Origin of the sequence: Halopseudomonas aestusnigri (genome assembly GCF_002197985.1) — a bacterium.
Taxonomy (GTDB): domain Bacteria; phylum Pseudomonadota; class Gammaproteobacteria; order Pseudomonadales; family Pseudomonadaceae; genus Halopseudomonas; species Halopseudomonas aestusnigri.
The window spans coordinates 81,773-104,554 of sequence record NZ_NBYK01000003.1 but is presented as its reverse complement, the minus strand read 5'-3'; the positions used below and the strand labels follow the sequence as shown (position 1 = coordinate 104,554).

The 22,782-nt window shown below is 62.3% G+C and carries 25 protein-coding genes; 14 read left to right on the top strand and 11 right to left on the bottom strand.

Going from position 1 to position 22,782, the window contains the following annotated elements:
• Window position 1: 1 nt before the first annotated feature.
• Window positions 2–1,516: a threonine ammonia-lyase, biosynthetic gene (gene ilvA / locus B7O88_RS06630; protein ID WP_088274498.1), complete on the bottom strand. Its 1,515-nt coding sequence runs from the start codon at window positions 1,514–1,516 to the stop codon at window positions 2–4.
• A gap of 131 nt (window positions 1,517–1,647) precedes the next feature.
• Between ilvA and rpiA the strand changes: the two genes are divergently transcribed.
• Window positions 1,648–2,322 (top strand): ribose-5-phosphate isomerase RpiA, encoded by a 675-nt coding sequence (rpiA, locus tag B7O88_RS06625; protein ID WP_088274496.1) that lies wholly within the window; start codon window positions 1,648–1,650, stop codon window positions 2,320–2,322.
• A gap of 9 nt (window positions 2,323–2,331) precedes the next feature.
• On the opposite strand, the gene B7O88_RS06620 is transcribed toward rpiA, so the two are convergent.
• The 3 genes from B7O88_RS06620 to B7O88_RS06610 form a co-directional block, all read right to left on the bottom strand.
• Entirely contained in the window at window positions 2,332–3,225 is an 894-nt protein-coding gene (locus tag B7O88_RS06620; RefSeq protein WP_160003164.1) for an SdiA-regulated domain-containing protein, read from the bottom strand.
• 56 nt (window positions 3,226–3,281) lie between these two features.
• Window positions 3,282–3,950, bottom strand: coding sequence for a fumarylacetoacetate hydrolase family protein (locus B7O88_RS06615; RefSeq protein WP_088274493.1), 669 nt, complete (start codon window positions 3,948–3,950; stop codon window positions 3,282–3,284).
• Window positions 3,951–4,013: 63 nt separating this feature from the next.
• Window positions 4,014–5,405 (bottom strand): FAD-binding oxidoreductase, encoded by a 1,392-nt coding sequence (locus tag B7O88_RS06610; protein WP_088274491.1) that lies wholly within the window; start codon window positions 5,403–5,405, stop codon window positions 4,014–4,016.
• A 181-nt stretch (window positions 5,406–5,586) separates the two neighbouring features.
• Here B7O88_RS06610 and serA point away from each other — a divergent pair, with 181 nt between their 5' ends.
• Entirely contained in the window at window positions 5,587–6,816 is a 1,230-nt protein-coding gene (gene serA, locus B7O88_RS06605) for a phosphoglycerate dehydrogenase (protein WP_088274880.1), read from the top strand.
• A 66-nt stretch (window positions 6,817–6,882) separates the two neighbouring features.
• Here the strand turns inward: serA and B7O88_RS06600 are convergent, their stop codons facing one another.
• On the bottom strand, window positions 6,883–7,362 hold the full coding sequence (locus tag B7O88_RS06600; RefSeq protein WP_088274489.1) for a 2-thiouracil desulfurase family protein: 480 nt from the start codon (window positions 7,360–7,362) through the stop codon (window positions 6,883–6,885).
• Window positions 7,363–7,395: 33 nt separating this feature from the next.
• Window positions 7,396–8,031: a 2OG-Fe(II) oxygenase gene (locus B7O88_RS06595; protein WP_088274488.1), complete on the bottom strand. Its 636-nt coding sequence runs from the start codon at window positions 8,029–8,031 to the stop codon at window positions 7,396–7,398.
• A 166-nt stretch (window positions 8,032–8,197) separates the two neighbouring features.
• On the opposite strand from B7O88_RS06595, the gene B7O88_RS06590 reads away from it, so the two are divergent.
• Window positions 8,198–8,944 (top strand): DUF2059 domain-containing protein, encoded by a 747-nt coding sequence (locus B7O88_RS06590; protein WP_088274486.1) that lies wholly within the window; start codon window positions 8,198–8,200, stop codon window positions 8,942–8,944.
• A gap of 10 nt (window positions 8,945–8,954) precedes the next feature.
• Here the strand turns inward: B7O88_RS06590 and bipL are convergent, their stop codons facing one another.
• Window positions 8,955–9,887 carry a phospholipase BipL gene (bipL, locus tag B7O88_RS06585; RefSeq protein ID WP_088274484.1) on the bottom strand — a complete coding sequence of 311 codons (933 nt, stop codon included), beginning with the start codon at window positions 9,885–9,887 and terminating at the stop codon, window positions 8,955–8,957.
• Between the two features lie 182 nt (window positions 9,888–10,069).
• On the opposite strand from bipL, the gene B7O88_RS06580 reads away from it, so the two are divergent.
• The 3 genes from B7O88_RS06580 (at window position 10,070) to B7O88_RS06570 (ending at window position 13,009) form a co-directional block, all read left to right on the top strand.
• Window positions 10,070–12,247, top strand: a complete 2,178-nt coding sequence (locus tag B7O88_RS06580) for a malate synthase G (RefSeq protein ID WP_088274482.1) — start codon at window positions 10,070–10,072, stop codon at window positions 12,245–12,247.
• A gap of 123 nt (window positions 12,248–12,370) precedes the next feature.
• Window positions 12,371–12,676 carry a DUF2845 domain-containing protein gene (locus B7O88_RS06575; protein ID WP_088274481.1) on the top strand — a complete coding sequence of 102 codons (306 nt, stop codon included), beginning with the start codon at window positions 12,371–12,373 and terminating at the stop codon, window positions 12,674–12,676.
• Window positions 12,677–12,691: 15 nt separating this feature from the next.
• Window positions 12,692–13,009: an antibiotic biosynthesis monooxygenase family protein gene (locus B7O88_RS06570; RefSeq protein ID WP_088274479.1), complete on the top strand. Its 318-nt coding sequence runs from the start codon at window positions 12,692–12,694 to the stop codon at window positions 13,007–13,009.
• Here the strand turns inward: B7O88_RS06570 and B7O88_RS06565 are convergent.
• The gene (locus B7O88_RS06565) at window positions 13,006–13,545 is read right to left on the bottom strand and encodes a DUF3087 family protein (RefSeq protein ID WP_088274477.1); all 540 of its coding nucleotides are present in this window, start codon (window positions 13,543–13,545) and stop codon (window positions 13,006–13,008) included. The two genes, B7O88_RS06570 and B7O88_RS06565, sit on opposite strands and share 4 nt — an antisense overlap.
• 206 nt (window positions 13,546–13,751) lie before the next feature.
• Between B7O88_RS06565 and B7O88_RS06560 the strand changes: the two genes are divergently transcribed.
• Together B7O88_RS06560 and B7O88_RS06555 are read left to right on the top strand one after the other, a co-directional pair.
• Window positions 13,752–14,585, top strand: coding sequence for a hypothetical protein (locus B7O88_RS06560; protein ID WP_088274475.1), 834 nt, complete (start codon window positions 13,752–13,754; stop codon window positions 14,583–14,585).
• Window positions 14,586–14,595: 10 nt separating this feature from the next.
• A complete protein-coding gene (locus B7O88_RS06555) occupies window positions 14,596–15,291 on the top strand; it encodes a phosphatase PAP2 family protein (RefSeq protein ID WP_088274473.1) in 696 nt (231 codons plus the stop codon).
• A gap of 63 nt (window positions 15,292–15,354) precedes the next feature.
• Here the strand turns inward: B7O88_RS06555 and B7O88_RS06550 are convergent, their stop codons facing one another.
• The gene (locus B7O88_RS06550) at window positions 15,355–15,903 is read right to left on the bottom strand and encodes a cytochrome b (RefSeq protein ID WP_088274471.1); all 549 of its coding nucleotides are present in this window, start codon (window positions 15,901–15,903) and stop codon (window positions 15,355–15,357) included.
• Window positions 15,904–16,101: 198 nt separating this feature from the next.
• Between B7O88_RS06550 and B7O88_RS06545 the strand changes: the two genes are divergently transcribed.
• Genes B7O88_RS06545 through B7O88_RS06530 form a run of 4 tightly spaced genes read left to right on the top strand, consistent with a single transcriptional unit; the run spans window position 16,102 to window position 19,377 of the window.
• Window positions 16,102–17,064, top strand: coding sequence for a diacylglycerol/lipid kinase family protein (locus B7O88_RS06545; protein ID WP_088274469.1), 963 nt, complete (start codon window positions 16,102–16,104; stop codon window positions 17,062–17,064).
• Entirely contained in the window at window positions 17,061–17,864 is an 804-nt protein-coding gene (locus B7O88_RS06540; protein ID WP_088274467.1) for a metallophosphoesterase family protein, read from the top strand. Before B7O88_RS06545 ends, B7O88_RS06540 begins: the two co-directional genes overlap by 4 nt.
• 59 nt (window positions 17,865–17,923) lie before the next feature.
• Window positions 17,924–18,697, top strand: a complete 774-nt coding sequence (locus B7O88_RS06535) for a sulfite exporter TauE/SafE family protein (protein ID WP_088274465.1) — start codon at window positions 17,924–17,926, stop codon at window positions 18,695–18,697.
• Between the two features lie 59 nt (window positions 18,698–18,756).
• Entirely contained in the window at window positions 18,757–19,377 is a 621-nt protein-coding gene (locus B7O88_RS06530) for a glutathione S-transferase family protein (protein ID WP_088274463.1), read from the top strand.
• Window positions 19,378–19,379: 2 nt separating this feature from the next.
• Here the strand turns inward: B7O88_RS06530 and B7O88_RS06525 are convergent, their stop codons facing one another.
• A complete protein-coding gene (locus B7O88_RS06525) occupies window positions 19,380–20,597 on the bottom strand; it encodes an MFS transporter (RefSeq protein ID WP_235005765.1) in 1,218 nt (405 codons plus the stop codon).
• A gap of 188 nt (window positions 20,598–20,785) precedes the next feature.
• Here B7O88_RS06525 and B7O88_RS06520 point away from each other — a divergent pair, with 188 nt between their 5' ends.
• A complete protein-coding gene (locus B7O88_RS06520; RefSeq protein ID WP_088274461.1) occupies window positions 20,786–21,229 on the top strand; it encodes a YqaA family protein in 444 nt (147 codons plus the stop codon).
• Here B7O88_RS06520 and B7O88_RS06515 read toward each other — a convergent pair.
• Window positions 21,204–21,449: a VF530 family protein gene (locus B7O88_RS06515; protein ID WP_088274459.1), complete on the bottom strand. Its 246-nt coding sequence runs from the start codon at window positions 21,447–21,449 to the stop codon at window positions 21,204–21,206. The two genes, B7O88_RS06520 and B7O88_RS06515, sit on opposite strands and share 26 nt — an antisense overlap.
• 114 nt (window positions 21,450–21,563) lie before the next feature.
• On the opposite strand from B7O88_RS06515, the gene B7O88_RS06510 reads away from it, so the two are divergent.
• Window positions 21,564–22,778: a BaiN/RdsA family NAD(P)/FAD-dependent oxidoreductase gene (locus tag B7O88_RS06510; protein WP_268806994.1), complete on the top strand. Its 1,215-nt coding sequence runs from the start codon at window positions 21,564–21,566 to the stop codon at window positions 22,776–22,778.
• Window positions 22,779–22,782: the final 4 nt, after the last annotated feature.

Sequence of the window (22,782 nt, the reverse complement as noted above, 5' to 3'; positions counted from 1 at the left end):
CTCAGCCCAGATAGAGACGATAGGCCGGATTGTCGGTCTCGTCCCAGTACGGATAACCAATGGCATCCAGCGCCGCAGGAATCAGATGCCGCTCTGACTCGGGCACCTGCAGTCCGGCAACCACACGGCCATAGGCCGCGCCGTGGTTACGGTAATGGAACATGGAGATATTCCAGCGTCCGCCCAGCTTGTTGAGGAAGTTGAACAAGGCACCAGGGCGCTCCGGAAACTCGAAACGGAATACTTGCTCGTCAGTCACGTGTTCGGCATGACCGCCGACCATGTGGCGCACATGCAACTTGGCCAGCTCGTTGTCAGTCAGATCCAGCACCGGAAAACCGTCCGCAGCCAGTTGGCTGACCAGCTTGTCGCGCGGATCGAGCTCCGGATGGGTCTGCACCCCGACGAAGATGTGCGCCTCGCTGCCAGTGTGATAGCGGTAGTTGAACTCGGTGATCGCCCGTTTCCCGATGGCCTCGCAGAACTGCTTGAAGCTGCCGGGCTTTTCCGGGATGGTCACCGCCAGCAGCGCCTCGCGCTTCTCGCCGATTTCCGCGCGCTCGGCAACGTGGCGCAGACGATCGAAATTGATATTGGCGCCCGAGTCGATGGCCACCAGCACCTGGCCGCTGCACCCTTCGCGCTCCACATATTTCTTGATGCCGGCAACGCCCAGACAGCCGGCCGGCTCGCAGATCGAGCGAGTGTCGTCGTAGATATCCTTGATCGCTGCACACATCTCGTCGGTGGTGACGGTAATCACTTCATCAACATACCGCCGACAGACCTCGAAGGTGTGCTCACCGATCTGCGCCACCGCCACGCCGTCGGCAAACAGACCAACCTGACCGAGCACCACCCGCTCATCGGCGGCCATGGCGGCCTGCAGACAGGCTGAATCCTGCGGTTCGACGCCGATCACCTTGATGTCCGGGCGCAGATACTTTACGTAGGCGGCGATACCGGCGATCAGGCCGCCCCCACCGACCGGGACGAAGATCGCATTCAGCGGACCCTGCACCTGACGCAGAATTTCCATTGCCACGGTACCCTGACCGGCAATGGTGTCCGGGTCGTCGTAGGGGTGGATATAGACGAAGCCCTTTTCCTTAACCAGCTTCTGCGAATAGGCCAGCGCCTCATCAAAGGCATCGCCGTGCAGAACCACCTTGCCGCCCCGGGCCCGCACCGCCTTGACCTTGATCTCGGGCGTGGTGCGCGGCATCACGATCGTCGCCTTCACACCCATATGACGCGCGGCATAGGCCAGGCCCTGGGCATGGTTGCCGGCTGAGGCAGCGACCACGCCACAGGCGCGCTGCTCGTCGGTCAGCTGGGCCAACTTGTTGTAGGCGCCGCGAATCTTGAACGAGAACACCGGCTGCAGGTCTTCACGCTTGAGCAGCACGGTATTGCCCAGTCGCTCGGACAGAAAAGGTGCGGCGTGCACCGGGGTTTCCACCGCCACATCGTAAACCGGGGAGCAGAGAATCTTCTTGACGTAGGTTTCCAGCATGGGTGAGGTCAACTGATCGCAGGGGATGGGAAAGGCGCCAGTCTAGCGAATCACAGCCCGCGCGACTACACGCGCGCCCCTGCAACCCCGTATAATCGCACTCTTTGCCCAGCCAACGATGAGGAGCCGAGATGACCCAGGACGAAATGAAACAGGCGGTAGGACAGGCCGCCGTTGAGCGCCTGCTGCCGCATCTGGATGCCAACAGCATCGTCGGGGTGGGTACCGGATCTACCGCCAACTGCTTCATCGACGCCCTGGCCAAGCACAAACTGGCCTTTGACGGCGCCGTCGCCAGCTCCGAAGCCACCGCCGAGCGTCTGAAAGGCCACGGCATCGCAGTCTACGATCTGAACAGCGTGCCGCAGCTGGACTTCTATGTTGACGGTGCCGACGAAAGCAACGAAAACCTCGAACTGATCAAGGGCGGTGGCGCCGCCCTGACCCGTGAAAAAATTGTCGCCGCCGTAGCCAAAACCTTTATCTGCATCGCTGACGAAAGCAAACTGGTGCCGGTGCTGGGCGATTTTCCGCTGCCGGTCGAAGTCATCCCGATGGCGCGCAGCCACGTGGCCCGCGAGATCGTCAAGCTCGGCGGCGATCCGGTCTACCGTGAAGGCTGCGTGACCGACAACGGCAACGTCATTCTCGACGTCTACAACATGTCGATTGTCAATCCGAAGCAGCTGGAGGCCGACCTCAACGCCATCGTCGGGGTGGTCTGCAACGGCCTGTTCGCCGCCCGTCCGGCTGACGTGCTGCTGCTGGGGACACCACAGGGCGTGCGTACTATCGAGCGCAGCTGAACCGCTGCGCTACTGGCCCGGTACGAAGCGATAGAACAGGTTCGGCTCGCTGACCATATACAGCCGCCGCTGCCGATCTGTCGCCAGTCCCTCCGCCTGCGGCACCGTTTGCTGCAGGCCGCCCATGCCTCTCCAGAGACCAAGCAGGCTGCGCGGATGCCCCTCTTCGTCATACTCAACCACCATGTTGGACTGATCGCTCAGCAACAGCAGATGGCCGGTTTCATCATGCAGACTCAGCGAAGACAGATCACGCATAAACAGCCGCGGCGAGCCCGGGGGCTTCAACTCAGTGATGTGCACGCTGATGACCGCTCCAGGCTCGGCTCCAACGAAGCCGGTTACCGCCAACACCCTTAGCGGATCACGCTCCTTGACCACCAGCAGGCGGCGTTGACGCGCATCCCAGGACAGACCCTCAAACCCCTTGTTGCCGTTAAGGTCGAGACCGATCACCAGGCTGGGTGCGCCGGCCACATCAATCTGCTCAGCGCCGCTGGGCACCTCGATCTCGATCAGACGCTGGGTCCGCTCTTCCGCAATCACAAAGCGGTCATCGACGACATGGGTCAACCCCTCCATGTCCACCACCCCGTTGATCCGCACCTTACGCAGCAACTGACCGTCCGTCGACAACTCGACCAACAGCGGCTCGCCATTGAGCACCGCAAACAGCGTTCCCGTTTCAGGATTAAAGGTCAGCGCAGAGACATCGTCGTCCAGCCCTTGAACAGGCTGAGCCTGGATATCGGCCCGGTAGTGATCGAGCGCCAGCGAATCGACATGGGGAGGAGCCTGATGCATCCGCCAGCTATGCCACCAGATGGCATCAAGATGCAGATAATGAACACCCGCTGCAGCACCCAGCAGCAAAAGGACCACGGCAAGCAAAAACTTCTTCATATTTGGCTTCCGACAGCGGAACGGCGCAGCGTCAGACCACTGCCGGAGCCATAGGTTCATTCGGCGATGCGTGTCTGCACCTGCAGCTTACCGGCAATGGCCAGGGTCAGCTCATCACCGGGGTTGAGTACGCCAACACCAGCCGGGGTACCGGTGATAACGACGTCGCCCGGCAGCAGACTGAACTGGTTGGCGATATGCCGCACCAGCGCCACAATCGGCGTAATCATTTCCGCTGCGCTACCCTGCTGCCGGCGCTCGCCATTGATGTCCAGCTGCAGAGACAGCGCGTGCAGATCACCCGCCTCAGCCCTGGGCACGAATGGCGACAGCGGGCAGGCGCCGTCAAACGCCTTGGCGCGCTCCCAGGGATGACTCTTGGCCTTCAGCTGATCCTGCAGCTCACGCAGAGTCAGATCCAGTGCCAGGCCCACGCCAATGATTGCCGCCTCGGCTTCTTCCTCGCTGACCATACCGCTCAGCGGCGCACCGATCAGCAGCGCAATCTCCGTCTCGTAATGCACCGGGCCGCGCCCCTGCACCAGCTTGATCGGCGGTGTCATCGGCACCACCGAGGTCGCCGGCTTGATGAACAGCAGCGGCTCGGTCGGCACCGGGTTGTTCAGCTCGCGGGCATGCTCGGCGTAGTTGCGACCGACACACACCACCTTGCCCATTGGCAGATCAATCACACTGCCGTCTACATACTGATGCTGGTAGGTCATATATCTGCTCCCGCTTTTGCCTTTGCTTGCCGCTTGCCGCTTGCAGCTTGCAGCTTGCAGCTGTCAGTTAAATATCTTGCCGGGGTTCATGATGCCGTTGGGGTCGAACACGGCCTTGATTGCTTTCATCACTGCGATTTCCTCCGGGCTGCGGCTGTAGGTCAGATAGTCGCGCTTGGTCATGCCGACGCCGTGCTCAGCGGAGATCGAGCCGTTGTACTTCTCGACGATCTCGAACACCCACTTGTTAACCGTCGCACACTTGGCGAAGAACTCGTCCTTGGACAGGTTCTCAGGCTTGAGGATATTCAGGTGCAGGTTGCCGTCACCGATGTGGCCGAACCAGACGATCTCGAAATCCGGGTAATGCTCGCCAACGATATTGTCGATGTCATGCAGGAAGGCCGGCACCTTGCCAACGGTCACCGAGATGTCGTTCTTGTAGGGCGTCCAGTGGGAGATGGTTTCCGAGATGAACTCGCGCAGCTTCCACAGATTCTCCAGCTGTTGCTGACTCTGGCTCATCACCCCGTCCAGCACCCAGCCCTGCTCGACGCAGTGCTCGAAGGTTGCCAGTGCATCGTTGGCGATGTCCTCGCTGATCGCTTCGAACTCCAGCAGCGCGTAGAACGGGCACTCGGTTTCGAACGGCGCGGGCACATCGCCACGGCCCATGATCTTGGCCATCGCCTTGTCGGAGAAGAACTCGAAGGCGGTCAGATCCAGCTTGTCCTGAAACGCATGCAGCACCGGCATGATGGAATCGAAATCCGGCGTACCCAGCACCATCGCAGTCAGATTCTTCGGCGCACGTTCCAGACGCATGGTCGCCTCAACCACAAAGCCCAGCGTACCTTCAGCGCCAATAAACAGCTGACGCAGATCGTAACCGGTGGCGTTCTTGATCAGGTCACGGTTCAGCTCCAGCAGCTCGCCGGTGCCAGTGACGACTTTCAGGCCGGCAACCCAGTTGCGGGTCATGCCGTAGCGAATCACCTTGATGCCGCCGGCATTGGTGCCGATATTGCCGCCAATCTGGCTGGAACCGGCGGAAGCGAAATCCACCGGGTAGTACAGACCCTTTTCCTCGGCAAACTGCTGCAGCTGCGCGGTCACCACGCCCGGCTGGCAGACCACGGTGCGGTCGTATGCGTTGAACTCGCCAATCTGATTCATGTAGTCAAACGACACCACGATCTCGCCATTGGCAGCCACCGCCGCCGCCGACAGGCCGGTACGGCCACCGGAGGGCACCAGCGCCAGCTTCTGTTCGTTGGCAAAGCGCACAATCGCCTGCACCTGCTCAACGGTCTTTGGAAACACAATCGCCAGCGGAGCCGGAGCAAAGTGCTTGGTCCAGTCCTTACCCCAGTTGTCGAGGGATTCGGCGTCGGTCCGCACCTTGTCCGGATCAACCAGCGTCTTGAGGGTTGCAATCACAGCGTCTGGGGTCATGGCGAGCTCTCAAAGGGAATTCATGCAGCGCCTGAACACATTTCATGCGCAGCCAGGCATCAAAAAAGGCAGATTATGCTAGCATACGCGACTTCCGAAACAGGACCCCTCCGTCGCATTCCGGGGCAGACGGGTTGCTCGGCCTTCCTTCATCAGCATTTTGGGTAACTGCACCATGACCATGGCCAAAACCTCGCTGGACAAAAGCAAGATCAAGTTTCTGCTCCTCGAGGGCGTACACCAGACTGCGGTCGATACTCTGAACGCCGCTGGCTACACCAACATCGAGTACCACACGGGTTCGCTGCCGGAAGCGCAGCTGAAAGAATCCATTGCCGACGCACACTTCATCGGTATCCGTTCCCGCACCCAGCTGACTGAAGAGATCTTCAGCCACGCCAACAAGCTGGTCGCAGTCGGCTGCTTCTGCATCGGTACCAACCAGGTCGATCTCGACGCGGCCATGCGTCAGGGCGTAGCGGTATTCAACGCGCCGTACTCCAACACCCGTTCGGTTGCCGAACTGGTGCTGGCCGAAGCCATTCTGCTGCTGCGCGGGATTCCGGAGAAAAATGCCTCCTGCCACGAAGGCGGCTGGATCAAGAGCGCTACCGGTTCCTATGAGATCCGCGGCAAGAAGCTCGGCATCATCGGTTACGGCTCGATCGGCACTCAGCTGTCGGTTCTGGCCGAAAGCCTCGGCATGCAGGTGCTGTTCTATGACGTGGTCACCAAGCTGCCGCTGGGTAACGCCACTCAGGTTGGCTCATTGAGCGAGCTGCTGGCTCAGGCCGACATCGTCACCCTGCATGTGCCGGAAACCGCCGCCACCAAATGGATGATCGGCGAGAAGGAAATCCGCACCATGAAGAAGGGCGGCATCCTGATCAACGCCGCTCGCGGCACCGTGGTCGATATCGACGCACTGGCTGCAGCGCTGCGCGACAAGCACCTGAACGGCGCTGCCATCGACGTATTCCCGGTTGAGCCACGTGCCAACGGTGAAGAGTTCGTCAGCCCGCTGCGCGAGTTCCAGAACTGCATCCTGACCCCGCACATCGGTGGCTCGACCATGGAAGCTCAGGCCAACATCGGTCTGGAAGTCGCAGAGAAGCTGGTTCGCTACAGCGACAACGGTACCTCCATCACCTCGGTCAACTTCCCGGAAGTCGCTCTGCCGTCACACCCGGGCAAGCACCGCCTGCTGCACATCCACGAGAACGTGCCGGGCGTCATGAGCGAGATCAACCAGGTGTTCGCTGCCAACGGCATCAACATCTGCGGTCAGTTCCTGCAGACCAACGAGAAGGTCGGCTACGTCGTCATCGACGTCGATGCCGAGTACTCCGATCTGGCTCTTGAGAAGATCCAGCAGGTCAAGGGCACCATCCGCGTTCGCGTGCTGTTCTAAGACAGCCCGCTGCAATGCCAAAAAGGCGCAACCTCGGTTGCGCCTTTTTCGTTTTATGCGCGCCCTCTAGCTCTGAAGCAGCGCAGCCAGATCAGCAAGCTGCTCTTCGTTGAAAACCCGCACACCCGCCTGTCGCAACGCCGCCGCGGCAACGCCCTCACCCGACACGCGCACGCCGCTGAAGCTGCCATCATAGGTTTCGACATTACCGCAGGACGGGCTCCGTGCCTTGAGCAGCGCGTAACGGATACCGTGCCTGCGCACCAGCGCCAGCGCCTGCTCGGCGCCGCGAACAAAGGGCGCGGTGACATCCTCGCCCTGATCGGTATGCACCGGTAACCGTCCGGCCAGCACCTCTGCGCCCTGCCCACCGGGAATTTCGGCAGGCGCCCGCGGCGTCGGCAGGCCTCCGGCGACTTCCGGGCACACCACGACCAGTCGCCCCTGCGCCTGCCACTCCAGCAATTGCTGCAGCGGATCAAAACCGCCACCGTCATAACGTACCCGCTGACCCAGCAGGCAGGCACTGACCAGAATCTTCTCCATGCGCACTCCCAGAGTGGCTACGCGATGGCGTAATCAGCGCAGCAGTGGGTTATCCGGCCGACGGCGGAACCAGCCGGTCAGGCTGGCGCGCTCAAAGCGCGACGCCAGCACCTCATGCTCAACATCGGCACTGGTAAAAATCACCACGGTGCCGGCCCGCGGGGCAACATCGCGCTCGCCATCCGCCAGAAACAGGCGTAGCTCACCGCCATCGCCCGGCTGCCATACCGAGTTCAGATAGGCTACCACCGATATGGTGCGCAGCGGGCTGTCCTGAAAACGATCGAGATGGCGCTGATAGCCGGCACCGGGCGGATATAGCGCATAGTGGGTTTCAAAGGTATCGAGCCCCAGGAACAGGCTGCGGTTAAGCGCTTCACGCAAGCCGTCCATCAGTGCCATGTACGCTCGACCGGCTGCCGTTGGCGGGCACTCATCCAGCCAGCGGGTGTAGTCACCGCGGATACCGGGCGCGACCAACTGACTGTCGCCACGGCCGATCGCTGCGGGCGTGAGGTCGTCCTGCTGCCAGAGACTCCGGCAGTCTCGCTCCAGCGCCTGCGCCAGCGAATCGGGCAGAAACTGCTCCTGTACGGACCAGCCACGCTCGGCCAACTCATCAGCCACGCACGCATAACGTGAGGCCGGTACCAACGGGAACTCGGACATAGTGACACTACTCAAAGGGAGGGACGTCTACTCGTCGCTGTTGGCGGAGGGCTGGTACGCGGCAGGAGAAGAACATCTGCTACCGTGCGCAGCAACGAGACCCGCATTTTAGGTGATCGCCCCCAACAGGCAAGCAATTTTGCGCACCGCCAATCCAGAGAAAATCATGCCCCAAACATTGCTCCGCGCCGCACAGGGCGCACTCTTCGCCGGACTTGTCTGCCTTGGCCTCTCGGCCCAGGCAGAGACCCACCAGTTGTACCAGGCTTCCGGCATGAAAACACATCAGGAACACTTCCAGCAGGCCTTGAGCAAGGCCAGCAGCCGGTACGCTGCGCAGCTGCCCGCAGCACTGGCCGACAGCCTGATGCGCAAAAGCAGCGAACGCTTTGCACCGGACCGCATGGAAGCGCGCGCCATGGCGAGCCTGTCCGTCAATCTGTCAGACCAGCAGCTGAGCGAAGCCCTGCGGTTCTACCGCAGCGATCTTGGCCGGTTGATCACTGCCGCCGAAACCCGCGCCACCTCCCCCGCCGAGGTCAGCCGGATGCAAGCGGGCTTGCCTGCGCAGAATCCGGGCACACAGCGGGCAGCGTTGCTGAATCGGCTTGGCAAACAGCTTCCGGCACTGGACATGGGCGAGGAAGTATCGCTGGCGCTCGCCAGTCTGGCGACCCAAAGTGCGAACGATATGCTGGGCGGCCTGCTGACCATTCCCGACGGGCTGGCGAACCAGCGCCGCGGCACGCTACGCGCCCAGATGGAACCCAACCTGCCGCAGACCCTGGCCTACGTCTACCGTGACCTGACAGATCAGCAACTGGGGCGCTACGCCGACTGGAGCGAGTCCGATGCAGGCCACGCCTTTTTTCAGGCCGCCAGCGCCGCCGCGCGCGATGCACTGAACCCCTAAGCCAGGCGACTTAACCTGCCAGCCGCGGCGCCAGCCAGTCCAGATACTGCTGGCGCAACGTCTGGTGTTCGTTGGCCAGGTGGTGGCGCGCCGTTGGCAAGTAGAAGGTGTCCGGGCGGGTGAACTTGCTCTCCAGCACCTGCAGATTGTGCTGCCAGTCGACCGTGCCGTCTTCCTGGCCCTGAATGATCAGCGGCCGATGGGCGACCGAGGCCGCTGACTCGATGCGCGGAATCCAGCGCTCCAGTGCCTGCACCCAGGCCACCGGCAACACCTGCGGCTGCAACGGGTCCTGGCTGCGAATGAAATCGAGAAACGCCTGATCGGTGGAGTTGTCGGTGAAACGCCGACTGAGCTGCTGGACAAAACCGCCAAACAGCTTCAACCCCATTTGTGAAAAGGCCCACTGTTTCGGACGGACCAGCGGCGCCATCAGCACCGTCTGCCCCAGCTCCGCCGGCAGCGGTCCATGCAGCAGGCGGTCGATCAGAATCGCGCCACCGGTGCTTTGCCCGAGCATGTGCCAGGGCGCCGGCAGCTTCCAGCGCAGCGCCTGCTCCAGTACGCCATCAAGCACTTTCTGGTAACGCAAAAAACAGTCGATACTGGCCCGCTCGCCACTGGACAGGCCATGCCCTGGCAAATCGAACGCCAGCACCGCGTAATGCTGCTCCAGTGCCCACTGGATCAGATGGCGGTAAAGCCCCATGTGATCGTAGTAGCCGTGCAGGATCAGCAAGGTGCCGCGCGCCACAGGCGGCTTCCATATCTGAGTGGCCACGCTGAAGCCATCGACATCGATTCGCCCAAGGTGTTGCTCGGCCCGATCACGAAAATCGATGCCGTAATAGCCAGCGTAACGGTGAGCCGCCTCGTCCGTCGCCAACCCCGGGTCAAGTGCCGGGAGGCGTTCAGCGAGGGATGAGAAAAAAGCCTGATCCATTCGGTATCCAGTCAGCTGGGGAGAAGCAGACCCGCGGGTCACGCCCTGATCTGCCGCAGGCCCGGGACATTTGCGCCTGTCGGGCATGCTTTGCAACACATCATCGTGTAACATACCGCGTCTCCAATTTCCACGTCCTGATGCGCGTAGCGCGCAGGTTGTCAGCACAGTGAGGGTGTAACATGACAGATCGCGTCCAAGTTGGCAGTTTGCAAGTAGCCAAGGTTCTCCACGACTTTATCAACGAGCGTGCCATTCCCGGTACCGGTGTCGAGGCCAACGCCTTCTGGGCCGGTGTCGAAGCGCTGATCAAGGACCTGGCTCCCAAGAACAAGGCACTGCTGGCCAAGCGCGACGACTTCCAGGCGAAGATCGATGCATGGCACCAGGCACGCGCCGGTCAGCCCCACAATGCTGCCGAATACAAAGCCTTCCTGCAGGAGATCGGCTACCTGCTGCCCGAACCCGCTGACTTCCAGGCCACCACCCAGAACGTTGACGAGGAAATTGCCACCATGGCCGGCCCGCAGCTGGTTGTGCCGGTGATGAACGCCCGTTTCGCCCTGAACGCTGCCAACGCACGCTGGGGCTCGCTGTACGATGCATTGTACGGTACCGACGCGATCTCCGAAGAAGGCGGCGCCACCAAGGGCCCGGGTTACAACGAAATCCGCGGCAACAAGGTTATCGCCTTCGCCCGCGCCTTCCTTGATGAGGCAGCACCGCTGGCCAATGGTTCCCACGTTGACTCCACCAGCTACACCGTCAAGGACGGCCAACTGAGCGTTAGCCTGAAAGACGGCAGCACCACCGGCCTGAAAGACGCCGCTCAGTTTATCGCCTTCCAGGGCGACGCTGCGGCGCCGACTGCGGTCCTGCTCAAGCACAACGGCCTGCACTTCGAAATCCAGATCGATGCGACCAGCAACATCGGCCAGACCGACGCCGCCGGCGTCAAAGACGTGCTGATGGAGTCCGCGCTGACCACCATCATGGACTGCGAAGACTCCGTCGCCGCCGTTGATGCCGACGACAAGACCGTTGTCTACAGCAACTGGCTGGGCCTGATGAAAGGTGACCTGGCCGAGTCCGTCAACAAGGGCGGCAGCACCTTCACCCGCACCATGAACCCGGACCGCGAATACACCAAGGCCGACGGCTCCACCCTGACCCTGCACGGTCGCTCCCTGCTGTTCGTTCGCAACGTCGGCCATCTGATGACCAACGACGCGATCCTGGACCAGGACGGCAACGAAGTGCCGGAAGGCATCATGGACGCAGCGGTCACCAGCCTGATCGCCATGCACAACCTGAACGGCAACACCAGCCGCAAGAACACCCGCACCGGTTCGGTCTACATCGTTAAGCCGAAGATGCACGGTCCGGAAGAGGTGGCGTTCACCACCGAGCTGTTCGGCCGCGTTGAAGACATGCTGGGCCTGCCGCGCAACACCCTGAAAGTCGGCATCATGGACGAAGAGCGTCGCACTACCGTCAACCTGAAAGCCTGCATCAAGGCCGCCAGCGAGCGCGTTGTGTTCATCAACACCGGCTTCCTCGACCGCACCGGTGACGAGATCCACACTTCCATGGAAGCCGGCGCGTTCATCCGCAAGGGCGAAATCAAGGGCGCAGTCTGGATCGGTGCCTACGAGAACAACAACGTCGATATCGGTCTGGCCACCGGCCTGAAAGGTCGTGCGCAGATCGGTAAAGGCATGTGGGCCATGCCCGACCTGATGGCTGCCATGCTGGAGCAGAAGATCGGTCACCCGATGGCCGGCGCCAACACCGCCTGGGTTCCGTCCCCGACCGCCGCTACCCTGCATGCCCTGCACTACCACAAGGTGAACGTCGCCGAGCGCCAGGAAGAGCTGGCCAAGCGCACTCCGGCCTCCGTTGACGACATTCTGACCATTCCGCTGGCGCCGAACACCAACTGGTCCGCCGAGGAAATCCAGCAGGAACTGGACAACAACGCCCAGGGCATCCTCGGCTACGTTGTACGCTGGATCGATCAGGGCGTCGGCTGCTCCAAGGTACCGGACATCAACGACGTGGGCCTGATGGAAGACCGCGCAACCCTGCGTATCTCCAGCCAGCACATCGCCAACTGGCTGCGCCACGGCATCTGCACCGAAGAGCAGGTCATGGAAACCATGAAGCGCATGGCTGCAGTGGTTGACCGTCAGAACGAAAGCGACCCGGCCTACAAGCCGATGGCGCCGAACTTTGACGACAGCGTTGCCTTCCAGGCCGCCGTTGAACTGTGCGTTGAAGGCACCAAGCAGCCGAACGGCTACACCGAGCCGGTCCTGCACCGCCGTCGCCGTGAGTTCAAGGCCAAGTTCGGCCTGTAAGACCCGCAGCAAGCAAGAAGCCCGGCCATCGCGCCGGGCTTTTTTGTGCCTGACGTTCGACCTGTGCAAATGACACAGGCATGATGGAAACATCAAGCGTCCTGCTCCAAGGGAGGGCTACCAATGCACGGCCGACTGCTACTACTGACCCTGCTGACCGTGGTCAGCGCCACCTCCACCGCACAGGCCGCCTCACTGCGCTGCGATAAGGGCATCGTCGAGACCGGTGACTCGCAGGACGACGTATTGAATCTGTGCGGCGCGCCCGATCAACGCGAGCACACACCCCGCCTGATCGATCCGGATGGCTATCCGGCCGAAGGCAGCGTCACGGTAGACATCTGGACCTACGGCCCTGACAACGGCATGGTGCGACGTCTGCGTTTTATTGATAAACGGCTGGTGAATATCGACAGCAGCCGGCACTGACTCCGGGAGCCAGCGATGAAATACATCTTCGAGGTGACGATAAAGCCGGGCTTTCAGCCCGAGGACTACGCCGATGCCTGGGTGCGCGCCAGCAACCTGATTCAGCAGGCTCCCGGCGCCCTGGGCACCGAACTGCATCGCAGCCTGAGCGACCCGGCCAAGCTGATTGCCATAGCCCACTGGGAGAGCAAGGCCGCGCGGGATGCGATGGAAGGCACGCCTAACCCGGCCGTCGCGGAGATTATCCGCAGCGCTGCACACTGCTGCGAGATTCGTTTCGTCGGGGAGTTTGACGAACCCGAATGGGTAGTTATACCGCCGAAAGCAGGCTAGCCCTTGGCGCCGCCGGCAAGATGCTCCAGCCATTCACTGCGCAGCACCATCTGATCCTCCGCGAGGCCACGCTCGACCAGCGCCTCACGCAATTGCTCGCGCTCGGCCACCAGCTCCAGCATGTCGCTGGTGTTGCCATCAAGGTGGTGCATCTCCTGCAGACCAAGGTGGTAGAAGCGCAGCAGCAGCATCGCCTGCTCGTCACCCGCCTTCACCGCGTCCTTGACCTGATGCATCTGGTTGGTTACCCGCATCAGTGCGCGCTTCAGGCGCCAGCCGTAAGCCGCAGCGTCCATCCAGGATTGTTTGAGAAACACGGTACGGACCAGGGTCGCGGTGATCGCTGCCGCCAGCAGCACACCGGCCAGATTCAGCCCAAAGTTGCTGCCATCGGCGCTGCCGAACAGGCCAATCAGCAGCGCCGGGAGTGCCATGCCGAGCAGAGCAAAGAGCGCCACGACAATCAGCGTGCTGCGTCGGGTCTGCCTTCTGAAGGTCTCTGGATCACGCTGTTCGATACGAAAAAGCTCGCTCACTGGTTACCACCCCTGATGCATGCAAAGACCCACAGTGTACGTGCTCGACCCGGCATCGCGCAGCAGGCGGCCGCAAAGCCGAGAAAGATTCTGTCGCCGATTGTTGCCCTGCGCTCAACGCGATACCATGCGCGGTTCGCAGGCCCCGCTGCCAAAAGGCTGCCGCGCGGGACCGCCCACCCTTATTCCGAGGAACCGCTACGCCGATGAATCGACGTATTCTTGTGTCCCTGCTCGCCCTTGGCCTTGCCATTGTGCAAGGCTGCGCCACCTACACCACACCGGCGGCCGGGGTAAACATGTCTACGCTGGGCGATGACGATATCGTCGAGCTGATGGCGCTGGAGCCCGCAGCGCAATTCCCCGCACGACTGGCCATGGTCCGCGTGCAGTCTTCCGGCTACCGCTCGCTGACCGCCGACAGCTACGGCACCGGCAGCTTCAGTGTGGTGACCACCCGCGACGTCGAGAGCGAAGAAGATGTGCAGCGCATCGCCGCCCTGGACAATGTTGCCGCAGTGGCGCCAATCACCCGCCTGATCCTGCCGCAGGAGCTCAATACCATCAAGGATCTGCGCTTGGGGGCTGCCCGTCTGAAGGCCGATATGTTGCTGATCTACACCCTGGATACACGCTTCAACGTCGAAAGCACCTCGCTCGGTCCGCTGTCGGCGGTGACCCTGGGTTTTCTGCCGAACAAGGAAGCGTTCGTCAGTGCAACCACGTCCGCACTGCTGGTTGATGTGAGAACCGGCTTCATCTACGGCACCGCCGAATCCACTGCGCGCGAGTCCCAACGCGCCAGCATGTGGAACTCCGAGGCGGCTATCGATAACGCTCGCCAGCTGGCAGAGCGCAACAGCTTCAGAGACTTTGTCGGCAAGTTTGAGACCCTTTGGCAGGCAACGCTGGCCGAGCACGTCAAGGTCGAGGCTCCCAGGCCGCTGACACCACCCGCCCCCAGCCCCGTACCGGAACCGACAGTCAAGCCGCCGGTACCGCCGGCCCTGGAGCCGCAGCCCGGCACTTATACGTTCTGAGGACGCTGCCATGCAGCCGCTGCCGCTGCTTTTGTTGAGCACCACAGTCGCGCTCGGCTTGCTGTACGCCAGCCGGATGTCGACGGCCAGCGCTCCACCGCCACGCCACCTGCTGCTGGGCCCGCTCGCCCTGTTGATGATTGCAGCCACGCTGACCGCTCTGGTGAGCTGCGACGCAACAGCAGGTGCCGACCGGGCCCTGCTGCTTCAGGTAGGTCAACACACTCCCTCCGCGCTGTCGCAGTTGCTGGCGTTTGCAACGCACACCGGTTCGGCACCGTTCCTGACGGTACTGATCAGCTGCTGGGTGATCGGCATGCTGGTCCGGCGCGACCTTGACAATGCCCTGCTGCTGGCGCTGTCCGGACTGGGCGGCGCCCTGCTGGTGGTCATCAGCAAACTGCTGATTGCCCGCCCGCGGCCGGAGCTGTGGGACACCGCGGCATTAAGCACCTACAGCTTTCCCAGCGGCCACACACTGGGCACCGCCGCCTGCGCCGGCGCGCTGGTCATTGTGCTGACTCGCCGGCACCCCCGACAGCGCCAGCTATGGGTGACGCTCGGCCTGAGCTGGCTGCTGCTGGTCGGGTTTTCGCGGCTGACCCTGGGCGTGCACTGGCCAAGCGATGTCTTGGCCGGAGCCTGCGCAGGGCTGGCGTTACCGCTGCTGTTGAGCCGGCTGCCAGGCTGTCGCCAGCCGGCGTGAACACCGACGCCGGGGCTCGCGAGCCCCGGCGCCTGACACCCTTTCAACAACCAGTTGCGGCACTCAGTTGGCGCGGCGCCCCGGCAGCATGCGCACCAGCGTGTTGTCGCGCAGCACGTAGTGATGGGCAATCCCAGCGGCGGCGTGCAGACCGATCAGCCAGTAGCCGGCGACGCCCAGCCATTCATGCACCTCCTTCAGCTGCCCTGCCAGCGCACGGTCAGGCGCGACCAGTGACGGCAAGGTCAACCAGCTGAAAATCTGGGTCTTGTCGCCGGCACTGAGAATAAGCCAGCCAATCAACGGCAGGCCGATCATCAAACCGTACAACGCCCAGTGCATGGCACTCGCCAGCGCACGCTGCCAGGCCGGAGGCGTTGGCGTAATGGTCGGGGCAGGAAACAGCCACCGCCCGATCAGGCGCAACCAGACCAGCACAAACACCGCCATGCCGAGGGCGAAGTGCCAGTGCTTGAGCAGCTCGCGCGGATCGCTGCCCTTGGGAAAATTGGTACGAAGTTCAATGCATGCATACACCGCTGCAATCAGCAGCAGCATGAGCCAGTGCAATGATACGTTGAGTGAGTGGTACCGCTGGGTAGACGCCGACATGATCACAAATCCCTGAGCAAGAATGGAGAGTAGTTACAGTTTATGCAGCAAGTCTTAATCCAGCCTTAAGAACAGCGACCCAGCGCACGGTGCGATCAACACGGATGGAACCTTCGGCGACAACCGCCTGACTAAAACCGAAACCAGCCAGGATCTGCGTAACCTGTATCCGATACACACGCAGCCGCGAGGTACCGCATGCCCCTATCCGCCGGACAGCCCCTGCCCGCCGAAGCGCCGCTGTTCATCGTGCTCAACGCCAGTTCCGGTCGCCACGACGGCGAGACCGTGCGTCAGACCATAGAACGCGTCCTTACTCAGGCAGGCCGCACCTTTACCCTGTTCGAGGCAGGCAAAGGCAGCGAGCTGGCCGACAAGACCCGAATCGCACTGGAACAGGCACGCCGACACCAGGGCGCGGTGATCGCAGCAGGAGGCGATGGCACGCTCAACGCCGTCAGCAACGCGGTGCTGGGCAGCGATGTCCCGTTCGGCATCCTGCCGCAAGGCACATTCAACTACTTCGGTCGCCGCTATGGCATTCCACAGAATACCGAGCAGGCCTGCCGCTGCCTGCTGGACGCGATAATCGAGCCGGTCCAGGTCGGCCTGCTCAACGGCCAGGTATTTTTGGTCAATGCCAGCCTTGGCCTCTACCCCGCATTACTCGAGGATCGCGAGGCCTGGAAGCAACGCTACGGTCGCAGCCGCCTGGTCGCATTCTGGTCCGCTCTGGCAACCCTGCTCAGGGCTCATCGCCAGTTCAGCGTACAACTGGAGACCGCGGGCCAGCTGAAACGCTTCCGCACCCAGACCATCGTGGTCGGCAACAACGCGCTGCAGCTTGAGCACGTCGGCATTGCCCAGCGTGAAGCGCTCGACAACGGCAATCTGGTCGCCATGACCGCCAGACCAATGGGGACGCCGGCGCTTTACGGCCTGCTGTTGCGTGGTCTGCTCAGCCGGCTCGGTGATGCAGAGCAAGTCAGCAGCTTCGGCTTCCGGCAGATGCGCGTGCGCCTTGGTAAGCGGGGTCGTCGGGTCAAGGTAGCCATGGACGGCGAGATCAGCTGGATGCATTCGCCGCTGTTATTCCAGGTAGCAGGCCATCGACTGCCGCTGCTGGTGCCCCGCGATCAGCATCTGCGGGAGTACGCATGATCCGGTTACTGCACCTGTCCGACCCGCATTTCGGCACCGAGCAGCCAGAGGTCATGGCCGCCCTGCTCGCCTTCGCGGCAGAACGCCGGCCGGACCTGACACTGCTGACCGGCGACATCACCCAGCGCGCGCGCGCCGATCAGTTCCGCCGCGCCCGCGCCTTTGCCGATCAACTGCCGGCCCCGGTGCTATCGGTGCCGGGCAACCATGATCTGCCGCTGTTCAATCTGGTTGGCCGACTGTTCAACCCCTACGGTCACTACCGCACCCATATCAGCAATGAACTGGAGCCGGTGTACGAGAGCAGTCGACTGCTGGTCATCGGCGTCAACTCCACCCGCCCGCAGCGCCACAAGAACGGTGAACTCAGCGACCGTCAGATCGAGCGGGTCTCACGCCTGCTGCGAAGTGCGCGCAGCGACCAGTTGCGCATCGTTATCCAGCACCATCCGGTACGAGCCATTGAAGCGTCGGACAAGGCCAATCTGCTGATCAATCACGAGCGGATCGTTCCGCGCTGGATTGATGCCGGGATGGACCTGCTCCTGGCCGGCCACATTCACCTGCCCTATGTGCGCCCACTGAACGGTCATGGTCAGCGGCAGGCCTGGACCGCCCAGGCCGGCACCGCCCTATCGTCCCGGGTGCGGGGCAACATACCCAACTCGGTCAACCTGATCGAATACAGTACTGACGGCCTGTTTCACCGCTGCGCCGTCGAACGCTGGGACTATGCCGAGACCAGCCGCGATTTTCGCCTCTACAGCCACACCGATCTGACGCTCGACCGCAATCCCTGAACCACCGCGCCAGCGCGCTCGGGTACACTAACGCGCCACACTGACCCGGAGACGCTGCCATGACCGATCTGACCCTGACGCAGTATCTGCTGATCGGCCTGATCTTTGTCTGGAGTGGCTTTGTCCGGTCAGGGCTGGGCTTCGGCGGGGCCGTACTGTCACTGCCGTTTCTGCTGCTGGTACACGACGATCCGCTGGTATTCCTGCCGCTGATCGCCGCACATCTGCTGCTGTTCTCATCGCTCACGGTCTTTCTCAACAACCGCGCGGCGTCGCGCCCGGCTGGCGGCGGCACGGTCGACTGGCGCTATCTCGGCCACATGCTGGCAGTGATGATGGTGCCCAAGCTGATCGGCGTGTTCGGCCTGCTGACCCTGCCGGCCGACGTGATGAGCATGATCATCTTCGTCATCGTCTCCGGCTACGCGATCTCCTACATTTTTAACCGGCCGTTTCGCAGTAACAGCCGGTTGGTTGACACTCTGTTTCTGATGCTGGGTGGCTATATCAGCGGCACATCGCTGATCGGCGCGCCCCTGATCATCGCCGTTGCGGCGCAGCATGTTGCCCGGGAAAAGCTGCGCGACACCCTGTTCGTACTCTGGTTCGTACTGGTCGCCATCAAGATGGCCGCCTTCGTCTGGGCCGGGGTAGATCTGCAACTGACTCATCATCTCTGGCTGCTGCCCTGTGTAACTGTCGGCCACCTGATTGGTCTGCGTTTCCACAACCGCATGCTGGCAGACAGCAGCGGCCGCTTCTTCCGCGTACTGGGCCTGACCCTGCTGGCCGTCAGCAGCATCGGCCTGCTCAAGGTTCTGCTGGACTGGTGACCCGTCAAACAGCGACTATGCTTGCAAGACACTGAATGAGCGGTAATGGAGAAATACCCATGCATGGACTCACCCTTTACAGCAATCCGCAGTCACGCGGCCGGATGGTGCACTGGATGCTCGAGGAGCTGCAGGTGTCCTACGAAACGGTCTGGATTCGCTACGGCAACGAGATGAAAGGCGACGCCTATCGCTTGATTAACCCGATGGGCAAGGTACCCGCCCTAATGCACGGCGACCTGCTGATTACCGAGTGCCCGGCTATTTGCGCCTACCTTGCCGACCGTTTCCCGCGGCACCGGCTGGCGCCGCCGGTTGACGATCCGCGCCGTGCCGCCTACCTGCGCTGGTTCTTTTTTGCAGCCGGCCCGCTGGAACAGGCCATTACCGCCCGCAAGCTGGGTTGGGAAGTTCCACCGGAGCGCGCGCGCATGGTCGGCTTCGGCAGCTTCGAAGACACCCTCGATACCCTGCAACAGGCGATGCTCGGCGGCCCCTGGCTGTGCGGCGACAACTTCACCGCCGCCGATCTGTATCTGTCATCCCAGCTGGGCTGGGCCATGCAGGAGGGGATCGTCCCCGAACGCCCCGGCTTTGCCGACTACGTTGCCGCCGCCTTTGCGCGACCGGCAGCAGAGCGCGCCAACGCCTTCAACGACGCAAACATCGGCGAGGCCTGAGATCAGCTCCCGGGACGCATGTCCTCCGGGTGCTGGCGCTGGTGCCGCCAGGCAAGCAGAAACAGCAGCATGCCCAGCGCTGCCGTCACGGCACCGACATAACCGGTCACCGTCCAGCCCAGACCGGCGCTGATCGCCACGCCACCCAGCCAGGGGCCAAGGGCATTGGCCACATTGAACGCCGCATGGTGAGAGGCCGCTGCCAGGGTCTGGGCATCGGCCGCCACATCCATCAACCGAGTCTGCAGGGGCGGCGACAGGGCGACCATGGTGCCGACCAGAAAGGCCGCCAGCAGCGCGCTCCAGAGCGTCTGTACAGCGAACGGAAAGAACAGCAGCACCAGCACACTCCAGATCAGCACAACGCCTACAGCGCCAAACTGAAGACGCTCGAACAGCCAGCCGCCCAGCAGATTGCCGGCCAGGGTGCCAGCACCGAAGGTCGCCACCGCTACCGGTACCACCAGCGGCGATACCCGAGTGACCTCCAGCAGGGTTACCGCAAGATAACTGAATACGCAGAACATGCCGGCAAAACCGATTGCACCGATACCCAGCGCGTACCAGACCTGAATGCGCCGAAACGCCTGCAGCTCGGTCAATGGGTTGCTGCGATGTTCGCTGCGATCCAGCGGCAGAACCCAGGCAACCAGCAGCATGGTCAGCAGCGCAATGAGCGCCACAGCGACAAAGGCATAACGCCAGTCAATCGACTGGCCCATCAGAGTTGCCAGAGGATTGCCGATCAGAATCGCGATGGTCAGCCCGAGCATTACCTGGCTGACCGCCGCCGCACGCTTGTGCGATGGCACCATTGACGCGGCCACCAGCGCCGCGACTCCGAAATAGGCGCCGTGCGGAAGGCCGGTAACGAAACGGGCAAGTATCAGCGAGTGATACCCCGGCGCCAGCGCCGTCGCGGCATTACCGAGGGCAAAGAACCCCATGAGCAGCAAAAGCAGGTGTCGCCGGTACAGGCGAGCACCCAGCACCGCCAGAATAGGTGCACCGACGACCACGCCCAGAGCGTAGGCACTGATGACGTGCCCGACCTGCGGCTCGCTGACACCCAGATCCGCGGCCATGGTCGGCATCAGGCCCATGATCACAAATTCACCGGTACCAATACCGAAGCCTCCGACAGCCAGGGCAAGCAGTACCAGCCAGGAAAGGGGGCGATGGGGGGTATCTGAAGACGCCGACGACAGGTCGGCAGACAGCTCTGACAAGGAAACTCCAGCACGGCAGACGATCGGGGCGGGGAATTATTCACGTTTTGCCCAGGCGCGTGAAGGCATACTTCGGCTTTTCTGGAAATTCAGAACAAAGCGCTGAAATTCAGGTCAACTCAAGCAATATCGGCTACGCGGGTTATCATGCAGGCCAACACCGCAGTCGAGACGAATAGATGTGGGAACTTAGCGGGTATGCAGGGCTATTCCTGGCTGCACTGGGTGCCGCCACCCTGCTGCCGTTGCAGTCCGAGGTGGTGCTGGTCGGCATGCTGCTGACCGAGCGCTACGACCTGACCCTGACGCTGATGGTGGCGACCGCCGGCAATCTGCTGGGCGCCATGATCAACTGGTGGCTGGGGCGTTATATCGAACACTTCCAGAAACGGCGCTGGTTCCCGCTGACACCCGAGCGTCTGCATCGCACCCAGCAGGCCTATCATCGCTGGGGCTTCTGGTCACTGCTGCTGAGCTGGGCGCCCTTCATCGGCGACCCCTTGACCATCGTCGCCGGGGTCATGCGCGAACCGCTCTGGCGCTTCACCCTTATCGTACTGGTCGCCAAGGGCGGGCGTTACCTGATTCTGGCAGGCGTTACCCTCGGCTGGCTGGCAGACTAGCAATATACAGCGCCTCCACCTTCTCGCGCGCCCATGGGGTACGCCGCAGAAATTTCAGACTGGAGTTCAGACTGGGCTCGTGCACAAAGCAGTTGATCGGTATCCGCCGCCCCAACTCGTCCCAGCCATAGCGATCAACCAGCCACTGCAGCAGCACCTTGAGGGTAACGCCGTGCAGCGGATCAGCATTGCGGTGGTCCGGCGGGACACTGGAAGACATGCGACAAGCCTCGATAACGGGATAAACCGCCATTCTACGCCAGCCCGGCGCAGACACCCCAACAATGCTAGAATTCGCCGTTTCCAGCCACACTGCCCTTGCGGATAGTTCAACGTGCCCCAGCCCGCTTTCGACTTTGACGTAATCGTACTCGGCGCCGGTGCCTCGGGCCTGATGTGCGCCGCCACCGCCGGCCAGCGTGGCCGCCGGGTGCTGGTAATCGAGCGCGCCAACCGCATCGGCAAGAAAATCCTGATGTCCGGTGGCGGGCGCTGCAACTTCACCAACTACAGTGTCGAGGCGGACAACTTCATCTCCGCCAACCCGCACTTCTGCAAGTCGGCCCTCAAGCGCTACAACCAGTGGGACTTCATCTCGATGGTCGGCCGCTACGCCATCGACTATGAAGAACGCAAACACCAGCAGCTGTTCTGCCGCGACTCGGCCAAGCCGATTCTCGACATGCTGGAAAACGAGTGTCTGCAGGCCGGCGTGGAAATTCGTACCCACTGCGAGTTGAGCACCGTAGCCCGGGCAGAGGATGGCGGCTTCGTCCTCAGCGTCGAACAGCAGGGCCGCCCCGGCACACTGCGCTGCCAGTCGCTGGTGGTGGCCACCGGTGGCCTGTCGATCCCGACGCTCGGCGGCAGCGGCATTGGCTATCAGCTGGCCGAGCAGTTCGGCCTCAAACTGGTCCCGCGCCACGCCGGGCTGGTGCCCTTCACCTTCAGCGATCAGCTCAAGCCGATCTGCGAGCGCTTGGCCGGGCTGGCGCTGGATGTCGAGGTCAGCTGCAACGGCCAGCACTTCAGCGAAGCCATGCTGTTTACCCATCGCGGCCTGAGTGGCCCGGCCATGCTGCAGATATCCAACTACTGGCAGGCGGGCGACACCCTCAGCATCGACCTGCTGCCCGGCCTCGATGCCACAGCCTGGCTGCTCGAGGAAAAACAGCAGCAACCGCGCAGCCGGCTGAAAACCCGCCTGACCATCCATCTGGCCAAGTCGCTGGTAGCCGAATTGCAGGCGCTCTGGTGGTCGGCCGACGACGATACAGCGCTGGCCGAAATGCCGGATCGACAGCTGCGCGAGATCGGGGCGCAGCTCAACAGCTGGCAGCTCAAGCCCTCCGGCACAGAAGGCTATCGCACCGCCGAGGTTACCCTCGGTGGCGTCAGCACCGACGACGTCAGCTCCAAGACCATGGAAGCCAAACACTGTCCCGGGCTGTTCTTCATAGGCGAGGTGCTCGACGTCAGCGGCCATCTCGGCGGCTTCAACTTCCAGTGGGCCTGGTCATCCGGCTACACCGCGGGCCAATTCGCCTGAATCG

Excerpts from the sequence above, each read along its gene's own strand:
- ilvA (WP_088274498.1), bottom strand. The coding sequence starts at position 1,516 with ATGCTGGAAACCTACGTCAAGAAGATTCTCTGCTCCCCGGTTTACGAT.
- rpiA (WP_088274496.1), top strand. The coding sequence starts at position 1,648 with ATGACCCAGGACGAAATGAAACAGGCGGTAGGACAGGCCGCCGTTGAG.
- B7O88_RS06620 (WP_160003164.1), bottom strand. The coding sequence starts at position 3,225 with ATGAAGAAGTTTTTGCTTGCCGTGGTCCTTTTGCTGCTGGGTGCTGCA.
- B7O88_RS06615 (WP_088274493.1), bottom strand. The coding sequence starts at position 3,950 with ATGACCTACCAGCATCAGTATGTAGACGGCAGTGTGATTGATCTGCCA.
- B7O88_RS06610 (WP_088274491.1), bottom strand. The coding sequence starts at position 5,405 with ATGACCCCAGACGCTGTGATTGCAACCCTCAAGACGCTGGTTGATCCG.
- serA (WP_088274880.1), top strand. The coding sequence starts at position 5,587 with ATGGCCAAAACCTCGCTGGACAAAAGCAAGATCAAGTTTCTGCTCCTC.
- B7O88_RS06600 (WP_088274489.1), bottom strand. The coding sequence starts at position 7,362 with ATGGAGAAGATTCTGGTCAGTGCCTGCCTGCTGGGTCAGCGGGTACGT.
- B7O88_RS06595 (WP_088274488.1), bottom strand. The coding sequence starts at position 8,031 with ATGTCCGAGTTCCCGTTGGTACCGGCCTCACGTTATGCGTGCGTGGCT.
- B7O88_RS06590 (WP_088274486.1), top strand. The coding sequence starts at position 8,198 with ATGCCCCAAACATTGCTCCGCGCCGCACAGGGCGCACTCTTCGCCGGA.
- bipL (WP_088274484.1), bottom strand. The coding sequence starts at position 9,887 with ATGGATCAGGCTTTTTTCTCATCCCTCGCTGAACGCCTCCCGGCACTT.
- B7O88_RS06580 (WP_088274482.1), top strand. The coding sequence starts at position 10,070 with ATGACAGATCGCGTCCAAGTTGGCAGTTTGCAAGTAGCCAAGGTTCTC.
- B7O88_RS06575 (WP_088274481.1), top strand. The coding sequence starts at position 12,371 with ATGCACGGCCGACTGCTACTACTGACCCTGCTGACCGTGGTCAGCGCC.
- B7O88_RS06570 (WP_088274479.1), top strand. The coding sequence starts at position 12,692 with ATGAAATACATCTTCGAGGTGACGATAAAGCCGGGCTTTCAGCCCGAG.
- B7O88_RS06560 (WP_088274475.1), top strand. The coding sequence starts at position 13,752 with ATGAATCGACGTATTCTTGTGTCCCTGCTCGCCCTTGGCCTTGCCATT.
- B7O88_RS06555 (WP_088274473.1), top strand. The coding sequence starts at position 14,596 with ATGCAGCCGCTGCCGCTGCTTTTGTTGAGCACCACAGTCGCGCTCGGC.
- B7O88_RS06550 (WP_088274471.1), bottom strand. The coding sequence starts at position 15,903 with ATGTCGGCGTCTACCCAGCGGTACCACTCACTCAACGTATCATTGCAC.
- B7O88_RS06545 (WP_088274469.1), top strand. The coding sequence starts at position 16,102 with ATGCCCCTATCCGCCGGACAGCCCCTGCCCGCCGAAGCGCCGCTGTTC.
- B7O88_RS06540 (WP_088274467.1), top strand. The coding sequence starts at position 17,061 with ATGATCCGGTTACTGCACCTGTCCGACCCGCATTTCGGCACCGAGCAG.
- B7O88_RS06535 (WP_088274465.1), top strand. The coding sequence starts at position 17,924 with ATGACCGATCTGACCCTGACGCAGTATCTGCTGATCGGCCTGATCTTT.
- B7O88_RS06530 (WP_088274463.1), top strand. The coding sequence starts at position 18,757 with ATGCATGGACTCACCCTTTACAGCAATCCGCAGTCACGCGGCCGGATG.
- B7O88_RS06520 (WP_088274461.1), top strand. The coding sequence starts at position 20,786 with ATGTGGGAACTTAGCGGGTATGCAGGGCTATTCCTGGCTGCACTGGGT.
- B7O88_RS06515 (WP_088274459.1), bottom strand. The coding sequence starts at position 21,449 with ATGTCTTCCAGTGTCCCGCCGGACCACCGCAATGCTGATCCGCTGCAC.